The 15,960-nt window shown below is 63.3% G+C and carries 9 protein-coding genes; 8 read left to right on the forward strand and 1 reads right to left on the reverse strand.

Annotated elements, in window-relative coordinates; all coding sequences use genetic code 11:
* The first annotated feature begins 53 nt into the window (after positions 1-53).
* From ACLIMP_RS15800 to ACLIMP_RS15835, 8 genes are all read left to right on the forward strand, one after another.
* Complete coding sequence (locus tag ACLIMP_RS15800) at positions 54-743, forward strand: carbonic anhydrase (RefSeq protein ID WP_054438406.1); 690 nt, start codon at positions 54-56, stop codon at positions 741-743.
* Positions 740-2,296, forward strand: coding sequence for a SulP family inorganic anion transporter (locus ACLIMP_RS15805; protein WP_443477949.1), 1,557 nt, complete (start codon positions 740-742; stop codon positions 2,294-2,296). Before ACLIMP_RS15800 ends, ACLIMP_RS15805 begins: the two co-directional genes overlap by 4 nt.
* 314 nt (positions 2,297-2,610) lie before the next feature.
* Positions 2,611-3,459 (forward strand): TorF family putative porin, encoded by an 849-nt coding sequence (locus ACLIMP_RS15810; protein ID WP_324696694.1) that lies wholly within the window; start codon positions 2,611-2,613, stop codon positions 3,457-3,459.
* Between the two features lie 360 nt (positions 3,460-3,819).
* Positions 3,820-5,232 (forward strand): FAD-dependent oxidoreductase, encoded by a 1,413-nt coding sequence (locus ACLIMP_RS15815; protein WP_324696696.1) that lies wholly within the window; start codon positions 3,820-3,822, stop codon positions 5,230-5,232.
* A 95-nt stretch (positions 5,233-5,327) separates the two neighbouring features.
* Positions 5,328-6,503: a polysaccharide pyruvyl transferase family protein gene (locus ACLIMP_RS15820; RefSeq protein ID WP_443477950.1), complete on the forward strand. Its 1,176-nt coding sequence runs from the start codon at positions 5,328-5,330 to the stop codon at positions 6,501-6,503.
* Between the two features lie 19 nt (positions 6,504-6,522).
* A complete protein-coding gene (locus ACLIMP_RS15825) occupies positions 6,523-8,298 on the forward strand; it encodes a glycoside hydrolase 5 family protein (protein ID WP_324696698.1) in 1,776 nt (591 codons plus the stop codon).
* A gap of 502 nt (positions 8,299-8,800) precedes the next feature.
* Positions 8,801-11,506: a S8 family serine peptidase gene (locus ACLIMP_RS15830; RefSeq protein WP_054438399.1), complete on the forward strand. Its 2,706-nt coding sequence runs from the start codon at positions 8,801-8,803 to the stop codon at positions 11,504-11,506.
* A gap of 550 nt (positions 11,507-12,056) precedes the next feature.
* A complete protein-coding gene (locus ACLIMP_RS15835; RefSeq protein ID WP_132469728.1) occupies positions 12,057-12,602 on the forward strand; it encodes a calcium-binding protein in 546 nt (181 codons plus the stop codon).
* A 408-nt stretch (positions 12,603-13,010) separates the two neighbouring features.
* On the opposite strand, the gene ACLIMP_RS15840 is transcribed toward ACLIMP_RS15835, so the two are convergent.
* Entirely contained in the window at positions 13,011-15,524 is a 2,514-nt protein-coding gene (locus tag ACLIMP_RS15840) for a calcium-binding protein (protein ID WP_324696700.1), read from the reverse strand.
* Between the last annotated feature and the right edge of the window lie 436 nt (positions 15,525-15,960).

A 15,960-nucleotide genomic window follows, 5' to 3' on the forward strand; every position in this document is an offset into this window, starting at 1 on the left:
CCCCAAACCCCTCCGTGCGCGCGGGGCAACCGAATCAAGGAAAGGTTACGAGAGTGAATGAACTGATCGGACGCGTCTTCCACTTCGAGAAGACCATCTTCCCCGCCAGCAGCGAACTGTTCGGCAAGCTCACCCGCGAAGGTCAGGAGCCCAAGGCCCTGATGATCTCCTGCGCCGATTCGCGTATCGTGCCGGAGCAGATCATGCAGGCCCAGCCGGGCGACCTGTTCGTCTGCCGCAACGCCGGCAACATGGTGCCGCCTTACGCAACCCAGAACGGCGGCGTGACCTCGACCGTGGAATATGCCGTGGCCGCCCTCGGCGTGCGCGACATCATCGTCAGCGGCCACTCGGGCTGCGGCGCCATGAAGGCGCTTGCCGACCCGACCGGTCTGGAAACGATGCCGAACGTCGCCGCCTGGCTCAAGCACGGCGCCGCCGCCGAGCATATCGTCAGCACCTGCCATGGCGACCTCTCGGGCGAGGACCGCGTCCGCGCCATCACGCTCGAAAACATCATCGCCCAGATCAGCCACCTGCGCACCCACCCCGCGGTTGCCGCCGCCATCGCCCGCGGCGAAATGACGCTGCACGGCTGGTTCGTCGACATTCACGCCGGCCAGGTCCTCGGCCTCGACGGCGAAACCGGCCAGTTCGTGCCGCTGCGTGAGGAAGCGCCGCTTCCGGTCGCGCTTTCCGCCCGCGCCCGCATCGCCTCCGAATTCGCCGAGGCAGCGGAATGACGACCGCCGCCCCCACCTCTCCGGAGACAACCCGGAGTGGGCCTTTCGCCCACTTCGGCAGGGACTTCACGGCCTCGATCGTGGTGTTCCTCGTGGCAATGCCGCTCTGCATGGGCATTGCCATCGCGTCGGGCGTGCCCCCTGAAAAGGGGCTCGTCACCGGCATCATCGGCGGCCTCGTGGTCGGCCTGCTGGCAGGCTCGCCTCTCCAGGTGAGCGGCCCGGCGGCCGGCCTTGCCGTCATCGTCTTCGAATTCGTGCGCGAGCACGGCCTCGAAGCGCTCGGCCCCGTCCTCCTGCTGGCCGGCCTGATCCAGGTTCTCGCCGGTACGCTCCGCCTCGGCGGCCTGTTCCGCGCGATCAGCCCCGCCGTCGTCCACGGCATGCTTGCCGGCATCGGCGCGCTCATCGTGATCGGCCAGTTCCACATCCTCTTCGACGAGAAGCCGATGTCGAGCGGTCTCCAGAACATGGCGATGATGCCCGCGCGCATTCTCGGCCTCGATCCGGGCAACATGGCCTCCACCGAAATGGCCGTCATGCTCGGCGTCCTGACGATGGCGATCATGCTCGGCTGGGAAAAGGTCCGTCCGAAGTCCATGGGCCTCGTCCCCGGCGCCCTGCTCGGCGTGGTCGCGGCTACCGCCGTGGCCTGGACCATGGGCCTCGACGTTGCCCGCATCGCCGTTCCGGAATCGATCGGCGCCGCCTTCGCACTGCCCACCAGCACCGGCTGGTTCGCCCCGCTCGCCAACCCGGCGCTGATCGTGGCCGCACTCGCCATCGCCTTCATCGCCAGCGCCGAGACGCTGCTTTCGGCCGCCGCGGTCGATCGCATGCATGACGGCGTGCGCACCAAGTACGACAAGGAACTGCGTGCGCAGGGCATCGGCAACCTGCTTTGCGGCGTGTTCGGCGCCCTGCCGATGACCGGCGTGATCGTGCGCAGCTCGGCCAACGTGCAGGCCGGCGCCAAGACCCGCCTGTCGGCGATCCTGCACGGCGCATGGATTCTCGCCTTCATCGCCCTGCTGCCCTGGCTGCTGCGCGAAGTGCCGATGGCGGCACTGGGCGGCGTCCTCGTCGTCACCGGCTTCAGGCTGGTCAGCCTCAGCCACGTGCGCCACCTGTTCCACAACTACGGGGCCTTCCCGGCGCTGATCTGGGCAGTGACCTTCGCGCTCGTGGTCACCACCGACCTGCTGACCGGCGTGCTCGTCGGCCTGGCGCTGACAGTGGTGGAACTGGCCCCGCACTTCAGGAACCTGAAGCTCAAGGTGGAGGAGCATGTCGAGGAACACGAAGCGGGCGAATCGACCCGCCTCGCCCTTGGCGGCGGCGCCACCTTCCTCGGCCTCACCCGCCTCAACAACGTGCTGGAAAAGCTGCCGCACGGCCGCCCGGTCCACCTGGACCTCGGCCAGCTCAAGGTCATGGATCACACCACGTCCGAGACGATCAGCGAATGGCTTAACCGGCGCCGCCAGAGCGGCCATGCGGACCGCGTGACCGGCCCCGAGCCGATCCTGCGCCCGCTTCCGATCGCGGCCTGACGATCACTTCGATCTCGTAAGGCGCGGGCACCTTCTCGTCCGCGCCCCTTTCCTCTGCCGGGCGATCTCCATGCGGGATCGCCCGGTTTCTTTTTGCCCGCATGCCTTTCGCCGGCCGCCTCCGGCCGGGGGCGCCCCATCGCCCCGGCGCCGCGTGGCGATCAGACACACTTTGTCACGGATGGGAAAACCAAAGGACAATTACGGCCCGTAACACCGTGCAAGTCTGCACGAAACGGGTTCGCCACGCATGTAGGGCCCGGCTGCAGGCCGCAGGATGGAACGCGACAACAGTCATCATGAGGGCGTTCCATATGAAAATCCGTCTTGCCGCAGGCCTGCTTGGCCTCGCCGCGTCCGGTATTGCTTTCTCCGCTCCTGCCATGGCCCAGGAAGAGGTCCCGAGCGAGATCACCGTATCCGGCACCGTCGGCCTCGTTTCCGACTATCGCTTCCGCGGGGTCTCGCAGACCGACAAGGAAATGGCCGTTCAGGGCGGCATCACCGTGTCCCACGCCAGCGGCGCCTACGTCGGCACCTGGGCCTCGAACCTCTCCGGCTGGGGCACCTTCGGCGGATCGAACATGGAACTCGACCTCGTGGCCGGCTACGCCACCGAGATCACCAGCGGCGTGAAGCTGGACGTCGGCCTCACCTGGTACATGTATCCGGGCGGCGCTTCGGACACCGACTTCGCCGAACCCTACGTGAAGCTCTCGGGCGCGATCGGCCCTGCCAACATGCTGGTCGGCGTCGCCTACGCGCCCAAGCAGCAGGCGCTTGGCAAGGTCTATGCCAGCGGTGACGACTATGCCGACGGCATCGGCCGCCCCGGCGCCAAGTCGGACAACTTCTACATGTGGGCCGACGGCAACACCGCCATCCCCAGCACCCCGCTGACGCTCAAGGCGCACCTCGGCTACTCGAAGGGCAACTCCGGCCTCGGCCCGAACGGCACCAGCGTCGCGCCGACCGGCGAATACCTCGACTGGATGCTCGGCGCCGACCTCGCGCTCGGCCCGGTCACGCTTGGCGTCGCCTATGTGGACACCGATATTTCCAAGTCGGAAAGCGCCTACCTCCAGCCGAACTTCTCTTCCACGAAGAACGGCTCGCAGATCGCCGGATCGACCGTCCTGTTCTCGGTCGGCGCCAGCTTCTGATCTGACCGGATGAAAGGCCCGGAAGGCCCACCAGCCTTCCGGGACCGGATTTCGCCTATCCAGAACGCCGCGGCTTCGCCTCCACCGCTCACGCGGGAGGCGCGGCCGCGGCGCTTTTGCGTTCGGGCGCTGGCGCGCTGAACGGTGGATGCCGGGCCATCCGAAATGGATGGAAACGCCCGCCGTAATGGACCCTGATCGCGTTGCCGAGGCCATGCCGGAACCATAAAACGAACGCCGGAAACGGGAGGCTCCCTCTCCTCGGTCTTGCTTGGAGCATCGCTTGCAACATCTCCCCGAATTCTCCAGGCCCCAAAAGACGTTTCTCGCCGGATGCCACGCGGCCGGCCCGCCCCCGGCGTGAGCGAACTTCCCCTGCACCTTACCGGCGGGCCGACGATCGTCCTCGGCGCCGGGATCGCCGGCCTTGCAGCGGCGGACAGCCTCGTGAGATCGGGTCACAAAGTCATCGTCATAGAACGCGGCAACGCCGCCGGGGGCACGCACCGCAGCCGCCAGATCGGCCCCTATACTTTCGATGTCGGCAGCATCTTCTACGAAGAAAACGCCAGGGTCTTCGATCTGGCGCCGGGAATCCGCGATCTCTGCCCCCAGGTCCTGAGCCTGCAACGGCGCGTCGCGCCTGACGGTTCGATCCTGCTCTACCCCATCGAACCGCGCGATCTGCTCAAGCAATCCCCCTTGCGGCTCGCCCGGTCGGTGCTGGATCTCCTCGGCTCGCGCATCGCCGTCAGCCGCGATGGAACCCTTGAAGCGATCTGCCGCAAGCGGCTGGGCGGCACATTCTTCGAAGATACCGGCCTGCGCTCCTACATCGGCCGCTTCCATCACGTCCCGCCCGAACAGATCGACGAGGAATTCTTTTTCCGGCGAATGGCCATCATCGAGCGTTTCACCCGCATGAACGCGCTGGCACGCAGCGCCGCCCGCGCAATCATGATCCGGCAGGGCAGCCAGCACCGCAAACGCTGGCCGATGCGCGTGCGCCCGCGCGAAGGATATCAGGCGATGTTCCGCCCGATCGTGGAACGCCTGACGGCGGCGGGGGTCGAATTCGCATTTGGCGAACAGCTTTCCGCCGTGGAGCGGGAAGGCAGCTTCTTCCGCGTCGGCACGCAGGGCTCGGGCCAGAGCGGCCATCACGGCCCGAACCATGGTGCTGGCCGGGATGGAGCCCCCCGCACCACCCGGCTCGCTTCGGCGGTGGTCAGCACGATCCCGGTGGATGCGCTCCACCAGGTACTGTTCTCGGCGCCTTCCGGCACCGTCTCGCTCGACATGACCACGCTTTACGTTTCCGCAGCGCACCTCCATCCGGATGCGGGGAATGTGCTGTTCAACTTCCATGCCGAAGGCGAATGGAAACGCGCCACGATCTATTCGCGCATCTATCCGGACCCCGCGTGCGGCCGGGAATTCTTCTCGGTGGAAACCACCCTGCCCCCCGGCGCCCGCCACAGCCCCGGCGCCGCCTTCGAAGATTTCCGCGATCATGCAACAAGGCTCGGCCTCGCCAGCGACCTTCGGCTGGAAGGCCATGAACTCGTGGAGGACAGCTATCCGCTCTACACGGTGGGCGCGCGCGCACGCCTTGATGCCGCGCTGGATCGCATCGCCGGGGTCGGGATCATCTCCGCCGGCCGGCAAGGACGCTTCGAATATCTGCCGACATCGTCCGGCGTGATCGCGCAAGTCATCCGCAATCTCGATTGCGGGGCCGCTCCGGCAGCCTCGCCCGAAATGGCCGCATGACCGGAATAACCGCACCGATGCCATCGACCAGCGCCCTGAACCACACCGCCGCACGCCCTTCCCCGCGGCCTCGCCCCCGCGTGCGGATCTTCAACGTGAAATACAGCCCAAACCTCGGGGACGGCCTGCTTTCGGAGTGCCTCGAACAGGCGCTGGTGGAATGCGGGGCCGATGAAAGCACATGCTCGATCGATCTCGCAGCGCGTTCGGCATACGGTCGCGGCACGGCGGGCCGGTCGGCGCTGATGCGGATGCTCCAGTCGTTGCCGCCCGCGCTCCGCCGGCTCGCGGTCCGCCTGCCGCTCGCTGTCCAGAGCCGCCGCCGCTGGCTGCCCCATTACCGCGCCGCATTGCGGGATGCCGATTGCGTGGTGATCGGAGGCGGAAACCTCATCGCCGATCTCGATCTCAATTTCCCGACCAAACTGGCCCTGGCAATCCATGAAGCGGCGGATCGCGGACTGCCGGTTTTCATCTATGGCTGTGGGGTCTCCTCAGGCTGGAGCAGGCAAGGGGCGGCGCTGCTGCAACAGGCGCTTGCCAGAGGCGCGGTCCGGCAGGTGTTCCTGCGCGACGAAAGATCGATATCGCTGTGGCACGACCTTTTCGGCGAACATGCAGGCCTCCCTGCCAGACTGGTGCGCGACCCTGGCCTCCTCGCCGGCGAACGCTACGGCCTCGGTGCTTCTCAACCCCGTCCAGGTGCCGTTCTGGTCGGGTTGAATGTGACTGCCCCCGTCGCCGTGCAATACCATGCGGAACATGCCCCGCAGGCCCGACAGCTCGAGGATTGGTACCTGAATCTCGCAGAAACCCTGGTTGCACGCGGGTTTCGGGTCGCCGTATTCACGAATGGCAGCCCGGAAGACCGCGCCTGCGCCGCCAGGCTTCGCAGCGCCTTCGAAACCATCGCCCTGCCAGGCCAGATCTCGTTTCCCGAAGCCGATACGCCGGGCGAACTGGCGCGGCTCATTTCCGGTCTCGGCGGACTTATCGCCTTCAGAATGCACGCAATTATCGCATCCTACGCGTGCAGGATTCCCTTCGTCGCGCTGGACTGGGACCCCAAGCTCGCCTCCTTTGTACATTCCATCGATCACGGCGAATGGCTTGTCGATCCAGCCTCCACCCCGGCCGAAACAGCCGCCTTCCTGCTGGCTCAAGCCATGGCGAACGGAATAGCCCCCAACACCCACGCCCGCGTAATCGCGCAGGCGCGTTATGGGGTAGAAAGCCTGCACACCGAAATCGCACGAGCCATTACGCCTTGAAATTTCAGAATAATCTTCAGTGAAACGGATACTCGCACTGATCGCCGCGCTTGCTGCCGCTCAGGCGCCCGCCGGAAACCCGCAGCGCCCCAGCCGCCTCGAAGCAGGACCAGAAGCGCAACCCGGCGCGCGGCTTGCTTCTGAAATCCGCGCCCCGCTCCCACCGATGCGGCTGGGCGCCGCCTCCAATTTCTCGCAGGGCAACCTCCCTCGCCTGTTCAATGCCGCCCTGGCTCTGCCGCTTGCGAACTGGCGCGACAGCATCCGCTGGGCAGACGTCGAGAAAACCAGAGGCCGCTACACCTTCGACCAGCCGATGTCCCTGTATCCGGCCAGCCTGGAGCAGCACCATGCCCGGATGACCCTGACGCTCAACTGGGGAAATCCGCTCTACGATGCCGGACAGACACCGCATTCGCCCGAAGCGCTCGCGGCATTCGGGAAGTTCGTTGCCGAAGTGGTGCGCCGGTATCCTGCGATCGACACGCTGGAAATCGGCAATGAGATCAACGGCAACAATTTCGTTTCCGGCCCGATGAAGGACGCGCCGCCCGCGCAGCGCCTCGCCTACCACCTGGCCATGGTACGAAGCGCAGCCAAGGCCGCGAGAGCGGTACGGCCGGATATCAAGGTCATTGGCGGCTCCACCCATTCGCTGCCCGGCGGCTTTCTCTGGCCCCTTCTCGATCAGGGCGGCGCCGGCCTGCTCGACGGTCTCGCGCTCCATCCTTACACCACGCCGATCGATCAACTTCCCGCTCAAGTCGCAGTCCTCCGCCGCCATCCTTCTCTGGCGCCAATACCGCTCTACATGACCGAATATGGCAGCCTGGACCCAGAGCATGCCGGTGACGATCTGGTCCGCGCTTACGCGACCCTTTCGTCTCTGGGCATCGCGGAGTTCGATTGGTACCCGCTCAACGATCGGGGCGACGGGTTCGTCCCCTTGCTGCGACGCGACGCAAGACTGACGGAGGCAGGCCGCGCCTTCCGTTTCGTGACGAAGCAACTCGGCGATCATCGGGGGGAGGATCGAAGCCCCGATCGCTTCACCTTCATTCACGCGTTCGGCGCCAGAACCTGGGTCCTCTGGGGCGCGGCAAGGCCGATCTCGATCGATTCCGCCTCCGTTTCCGCGTTCGACGCCGCGGGAACCCGGCTTAGTGGCGCCTCTCTGATGCTGGCCGAAGACCGGGTGCTCATCCTCACGGGCAAGGTTCCACTGAAGATCGACGAACACGTGAAACTCGGCTGCACGCCATTGATCGCGGACAGTTTCCTCGGCTTTACTTTCCCGGCACCCGATGGTGCCATCCCCAGCCAGACGGTCGGGCTTGTCCCGTTCTGGAAGACGGGCTCTCGCGAAGCGCCTTTCATGACGTTTCCCGGTCAACAGACGGCCGGCGTACCATGGACCCCCTATCTCGCGCCGCGCGGCGCGGCCGTACCTCGAGTGGCGGCTGACACGATTGTCCCGGCCACAGGAGCAAACGGAGATGCCGTTCTTCTCCGCTACACCGCGCGGTCTCGGATGGTGCTCAGGATAGAGGCCGAATTCGCGCTGACAGGCCGCAGTGAAAGCGGCCTGGCCGTATCCATGCGATCGGGCGGACAGTCCGTGTTTGCAACCCGGGGGGCGGCCCCGATCCGGATAGAGCGGACGATACCGCTTGCCCCCGGGCAGACGCTGGACTTTGTCGTCGCACCGGAGGGCGCTGGCCACACGGGTCCGGTCCGGTATCGCATACGCCTGTACGACACGGGGGCCTGCGCTCCTGTCGGCGCTATCAAATAATAGCGGAGCCAAGCTGCGTCCCTCACCCCGCCCATGGCAAGTCCACCCGGCAACCGAATCGACATTTCCGCTCCCTTGGGAAGGGAAAAAGCGTCGATCCCGGAAAAAACGATCACGCTTAGGGCGAAACCCCTATCGGCCATGGCATCCGGGCAACCACCTGGTTTTTGCCTGCGAAACCGGAACCACAACGGGCCTGCAAAGCCGGCCATTTCGGCGCATGGTTAACGCCACCTCTACAAGGGCACGCACAAACGTTTGTGACTGCAAGGCAAAAGCGGCTGCAACTGCCAAACGATTGTGAATTGTACGCAATCACCCTTACCAACCAAGTATTACTTGAATCACAATCGAAACATCCAGCCGTGAATTTGCGTTTACCGTGCACAGAAGGCCCCGATTAGCCACTACAGCCATATTGAATATCTCGCAGAAACGAAACCAACAGCTCTACCGAAACAACAATCGACCCGGATAGAGCCAAAAATGCGAGTATTATCACATGGCAAAGAAGAATATCATCGCATCGACTGCGGCAACAACCACTTATTACGGCGACGCTCTTGAAAAGCAGCAGTGGTATCTGGACGGATCGACCCGCTCAAAGCTGAGCATCGACGCTTATTCCGTATGGCAGGACTACACCGGCAAAGGCGTGCGCATCGGCGTTATCGACTCCCAGATCGACTTTCGTCATGCCGATCTCAAGAAGGCCTATGACACCACGCTCGACTACAACTTCGCAACGGCGACTGACGCCGTAACGATCAGCGCCACCGCCCTGCCCCAATCCCACGGCACTTCCGTTGCCGGGGTGATCGCCGCCGAAGCCGGCAATGCCATCGGAACCGTAGGCATCGCCTCCGGCGCCACGCTCGTCGGCCTCGGCGTCGACTATTCCTCCAGCAATGCCGCAGGGCAGATCGTGTCTGCCCTGCAGAAGTCGGCCAGCCTGGACGTTGCCAACAACAGCTGGAGCTTCGTCGAAAACTTCGCCGACAATTTCAATGCCAACCCGGAATACAAGGCAGCGCTCGTTTCCGCCGTTTCAACCGGACGCGGCGGACTGGGCACTTCGCTGGTGTTCGCGGCCGGTAACGCTGGAACCTCCGGCACCTCGAACTACCATAACTTCCAGAACTCGCCCTACACGATCGCGGTCGGCTCGGTCGACGCCGACGGCAATCCTTCCGCCTTCACCAGCATCGGCGCGAACGTGCTGATCTCGGCCGCCGGCCGCGACGTGCTCACCACCACGCTGAGCGACCGTTATGAAAGCGTTTCGGGAACATCATTCGCCGCTCCGGCCGTGTCGGCAACGATCGGCCTGATGCTCCAGGCCAACCCCGACCTCGGCTACCGCGACGTTCAGGAAATCCTCGCCTATTCCGCCCACCGCACGGGCCTGACCGACGGCGCAAGCTTCGGCGACGGCTGGCGGACGAATGGCGCCGATAACGCCAATGGCGGCGGGCTCCATTACAGCGACGCATTCGGCTACGGCTTCCTCAACGTCCACGATGCCGTGCGACTGGCCGAAACCTGGGACGAACAGCAGACTTTCGCGAACATGGCCACAGCCACCAAGACCGTCACGACAGCGCAGACCCTGGTTGCCGGATCGAACGATCACCTTTCGCTCGACATCCCCGTGACCGATGCGATCGATCTCGAACATGTCCAGATTTCCATCGACCTCAACTGGCTCAACACAGGCGATCTCGACGTCTACCTGACATCGCCGGAAGGTACCCGGGTCCGCCTGGTCTACGACCTTCCAACCGAGAGCCGCGTCGGCAGCATCCGCAACTTCACTTTCAGTTCGGTCGCCTCGATGGGCGAACAATCCGCCGGTACCTGGAAGCTCGACATCTACAACCGCGATCCCGCCGCTGCCGACAAGGCCGGTGTGCCGATGACGGGCAAGTTCAAGGGCGCTACGCTGACCCTGCTTGGCGAAGCGGACACCTCGAAGAACGACACGTACATCTACACCGACGAATTCGGCACGCTCTACGCCGGCGCCGATCTCGCCAAGCGCAGCGTGCTCAAGGATGCGAACGGCGGAACCGACACGATCAACACGGCGGCCGTCACCAGCAACACCACGATCGATCTTACCGCCACAAAGGTAAGCACGATCGCCGGCGTCACCCTGAACCTGGCGGCCAATACCATCGAAAACGTCTACTCGGGTGATGGCAACGACACGCTGATCGGCAGCAACGTCGCCAACATGCTGAGCGCCGGGCGCGGAAACGACACGATCTACTTCAGCTTCGGCAATGACAGGATCGACGGCGGGCAAGGCCAGGACGCGCTGGTCATGAACTGCGCCTTCTCGAAGATTTCCGGCTCGGTCTCGGCCACCGGCGACGTGCTCATCTCCGCGAAGTATGGCGAGGTCTCGACCATCAGCAACGTCGAAACCTTCACCTTCTCGGACGGCACCTATAGCTACGCCCAGCTGGTGAAGCTGCTCGCCGCAGGCACTTCGGCAGTGGTCGACCAGCCGGTCACGCAGGCCCCGGTGGAAACGCCGACAGTCCCCGGCAACACCTCGGGCGAGGCCGGCACCGGCGACGGAACCGTGCATGCTCCGGTCACCGAGACGCCCGGTTCGGGCTCCACGGATCATGCGGCCACCAGCCCTTATGGCGATGAAGGCCGCACTTATGCAGCCACCCTGACCGGCACCGGCGCGGATGACCGCATCGTGGGAACCACGGCAGGCGAGCGGATCGACGGCCTCGACGGGATCGACAAGCTGCGCGGCATGGCCGGCGACGACGGCATCCACGGCGGCAACGGCGACGACACGCTCTATGGCGATGACGGGAACGATCATCTTTATGGCGATGCCGGCATCGACACGATCATGGGCGGCACCGGCAATGACTGGATCTTCGGCGGAACCGGCGCGGACCGGCTCTATGGCGAGGCCGGCGCCGATACCTTCGTGTTCGACGCTTCCGACGTGGCAGGCATGGACACCATCTACGATTTCAGCGCGGCCGATGGTGACAAGATCCTGATCACCGGCATCGCGAACGGCAGCACTGCCACGTTCGACATCGTCACCAGCGGTTCGGGCACCTATCTCCAGATGCATGACGAAAGTGGCGACCACCTGCTCGCCCGAATCAAGGGCGTCGGAATGGAAGGCCTCCATGTGGCCGACACCGATGCCGGACTGCTCTGGGCGTGAGGCCGCCCGTTCATTGACAGGGCCGCTGACGCCCGCACATCGCCCCAAGCGACTGTATCAAAAGGGCTCCGAGGAATCGGGGCCCTTTCCTTGTGCGCCCTCGCGACGCCCGCCATCGTTAATCCGCCAGAAGTGCAAGCCCCCCTCCCCGCCATCGAATTCTGCGTCCATAATGGACATTCCGGAAGCGGAGACTTCACATGCGGGCGCTGAACAACAAAGAAATTCCGCGCAATATCGCCATAGACTCTAGTAATAACACGTAAAACACCATCCATAATGGCGTATATTAAAATGAATGAATGGAAGATCCACATCAAAACGGTTGCACGACATTAACCCTAAGCCTTATGAACAAGCCACGATTGAGAGGGCACTGAAGCGCACTGCGCCGAACCTGCAAATCGAAAGGGGGAGGGGGCAACCGGTACACTTCACCAAACTCTCTTGAGTGGACGTGATTTGCTGCACAAATAATCGGGAAGCCGGCACAATCGTCGTCGAATGATTTCGAGTTCAAATCGCAACGATTATTGCAAGGAGCATTCCCGTGGCAGATATCAACGGATCATCCATTGGTGACAATATTTCCGGCAGTGCGCTGGGAGACCGTATTCTTTCCGGCCAAGGCAACGACACCGTGCATGGTGCCGGCGGTGATGACTACATCATCGGCGGAGCCAACAGCGACAACCTCTACGGAGACGAAGGGAACGACACCATTTACGGTGGCGGTTCTGCAGACAAGCTCCGCGGCGGCGAAGGCAATGACTATCTGAACGGAGGCGGCGGGGCCGACCGCATCTACGGCGGCTCGGGTGACGACATCATCTTCGGCGGCGCCGGCGACGATGTCCTCTATGGCGACAACCCCAACGACCCGACGGAAACCGGTGCCGACATCTTCGAGTTCGACAAGGATGACGGCTCGGACAAGGTGTTCGACTTCGAACTGGGGCTGGACAAGGTTCGTCTGCTCGAAGGCAACACCTATTCGCTCAGCTATCTCGGCGACAACACCATTCTGACTTACGGCACCACCACCGTTCGTTTCTACGACGCCCACCTGACCAGCGCCGACATTATCTTCGCCTGAGCCCTGAACGCACAAAAAGCGGACCGGAATGCCTTCGCATCCCGGTCCGCTTTTTTACGGGCCTCACGCAATTCCGGTTGCGGCGTTTGACTTTCCGGGAGAGCGCCCCCGCCTGGCAGAGGCATTCGGCCGCCTCAGAAAATCGCACCCAGAAGAAGTGCCCAACCCATGACGGAGACCGCCATGGCCACCGCAATCCCCATCATCGGATTCCTGTCGTCGGACTCGGCTGCAAACACGCGGCCAAGCAGAAGCGAGGGGCGATGAGGATGCGCGATCTCCGGCAGCGGTTCTCTCCGGGATGCCCCCCAGGGCTTTCGCCTGCTCGGCCCCGGCATGAATTCACCGGAGCAAGGGCCAAAGCCCTCCCTATGGCCAACCAGCGGCTCACCGCCAGTTTCCTGCATGTCAGGCAAGGATGATATCGGTCGCATCGATCATCGGCTTTCCACGGAGGGTGACAAGGGCAACGGCCGCGGCAGACCCGCTACCATCGGCATCATAGTAGAGCGTCCCGGCAGAGGCATCGTAGAACAGATGCGTATCGGCCGAAGCAGCCTTGCGGCCATAGTCGAGGGTCGCGGGCGAACCCGGGCGAAGCGGGGCCAGCGCAGCGAAGATGTCCTTGTCGATCTCGATGTGATCGACACCGCTCTGGAAATCGAGGATGGTATCGGCATTCGCACCTGTTTCGAGATAATCGAATACGAAGGTGTCCGCGCCGGCCCCACCTGTCAGCTTGTCCGCGCCTTTGCCGCCATTCAGGACGTTGTTCCCGTCGTTGCCGTAGAGAATGTTCGCCAGAGCATTGCCCATACCATGGAGGTTGGCCGTGCCGGTCAGGTAGAGCCGCTCGATACTGTCGCCAAGCGTGAAATCGACCTGCGACCTGACGGTATCGACGCCGCCCTGCGCACCGCTTTCGATCACCCTGTCTCCACGGTCGTCGACGAAATAGGTATCGTCGCCGTCGCCACCTTCCATGCGGTCGGCCCCGATCCCGCCGTCGATCCTGTCATTGCCCTTTCCGCCGATCAGGACGTCATCTCCGGCAAGTCCGTCCAGACGATCGTCACCCGCGCCGCCGTCGATACGATTGCCCTTCCCGTCCCCGACAAGGATATCGGCATGGGCCGATCCCTTCACGTCCGACCCGCTGATGGCTGCGCGCTTGCCATCCACGATCGCCGCCCCCTTCGTCAGGTTGACCTGCAATCCGGCCCCCGCGCCCGAGTAATCCAGGGTTGCAGCCTGGACCGTGGCAGCAACAGCCTTCTCGGAGTAGATCTGGATATGGCGCGTGGTAACATCGCCGCTTGAGCTGGCGCCCGATTGCACGATGAAATCGACCTGATCCCCTGCCGCGAGCGATACGTGAGCCAGGCTGAAATCGTATGCATTGCCCTTCGCGGGGTCATAGATCTCCTTTTGGAGAATCTCCTTCCCGTTCACGGTGACCTTCAGCAAAATCCCGTCGAGGCTCTGATCGGCAACATCATATGTGCCCTTGATCGTGAACAGACCGCCAGTTTGGGCGGTGTACCGCTCGATAATGCCGTAACGGGCCGCCGCGCTCTTGCCTCCGCCGAAATCAACGGGTGTCAGCGTTGTCGCATTGATCTCCAGCGGGCGGAGCCATTGCGAACCCAGATACGGAGTCCACAGTTCCCCCCCTTTCAATCCGCCCCCCATCGTTTGCAACGCGGCGACCTGGCCGGTGCCGGACAGGGAAAAGTACGACCATGGCCCCTCGAACCCGGCACCTGCCGCATCCTGATTGGTCACGTCAAACTGGTCATAGCTGTCCGCAACGAGATTTCCCGCGTGGAACTGGACCGACGCTCCCGTCATCACCCCCTCGGACTTCAGGATGATCGGAGTATCCGCAGAAATCCTGCCGTCGAAGTTCGCGATCCGATTGCCGTCGAGATCATAGGCGGACACGCCCTTCGCCAGGCTGACGGAACCCGTCTGCCCCCAAAGCACCGCCGCATGATCGCCGAAAGTGTACAGGTAAGTGAAATCATCGGTCGCGACCCGTCGGATCACGTCGGCATCAGCCAGCAGGCTGTCGAATACCCGAAAAGCCTCTCCCGCCGGCGTCGCGCTGGCGCCCTGGGTATTCCAGAGCTCCATGTTCGGGAAGTAGGACTGGCGCGCCAGTGCATACCAACTCGCGCTCTCGATACCGGCATCCCCCATGACGCTGAGCATTTTCGCAAGATAGGCCGGCGCATCGTCGAGCGAGGCGAAATTCGCACCGAACTCGGTAACCTTGATCGCCATGTCCTTGCCGATCACGCCGCGCAGCACCTCGATCTGGTCGGCAAACTGCTCGGGCGGCGTGGTATAGGGATGGATGGAAACCGCATCGAGGAGGCCCAGTGTTCCGAGTGCCTTGAGGTCCGCGAAGTAGTCCACCGGGATGGAGTGCGTGGCGCCTCCTACAAGTTCCACGTCCAGTCCCGCCCTGTTCAGCGCACTGTCCACCGCGGCAACCAGCTTGGCATAATAATCATCGCGGTTGGCCGCCGACGATGTCGCCACAGGGCCGGTCACGAAAGAATTGGAGTTGTATTCGTTGCCGATCTCGACGGCGCTCACATTGGGATAGCGCTGCAATGTCGCCACGACGAAATTGGCGAAAGCCTCGCGCCCCGCATCGCTGTAAACCGTGTATCCGCGGTCGTAGAGCGCATTGGCATTCGCAAACGTCAGCGTAACTGCAAGGCCCTTCTGCAGCGCCTGATCGAGCCAGGCAGCCTGCGGAACCGAAAAGTCATACTTGCCCGCAGCTTTCTCGATCGCCCCCCATGGCACGCTGTCGCGGATGCCATCCACGCCAAGGTTTGCAGCGGCATCAAGAAGCGATGTGTTCCACCCCTGGCTGAAGTGGGTCTGGGCATCTAACCGGATAGTCATAACGTTCCCCGAAGAAGAATTTCCCCGGAAGTAACGGATCATATCACTACGACAGACTTACAGCGATGGTTACCATCACAGACACAACCAATAATGCAATTGCACAGATAGATTATGTGTAAACACCTATCCATCACCATGCAAAACCCGCCTCAATCAAACGGTGCGCCAGTATTTTCTCTCCTTCAAGTCGAACTCATCCGTATCCGATACAACTCCCCAGGCATTCGCGATGCAACCGGTATGCCGTCGAAATTCACGCGGCCCCTCCATAACCCCCGTCCCAGCCATCAGCCGCGACTACAGCAAATGCCAGGTATGGAAGAGATGAGCCGCGCCCACACTGGTCAGCGATCAAAACTGACACCGGAACGGAGATGACCCGACTGCGCCTGCAGACCACTCCGGGCTAGTCTCCAGCCACGTCCAGATCGCC

The organism is Novosphingobium aeonii (assembly GCF_052279045.1).
GTDB lineage: Bacteria > Pseudomonadota > Alphaproteobacteria > Sphingomonadales > Sphingomonadaceae > Novosphingobium.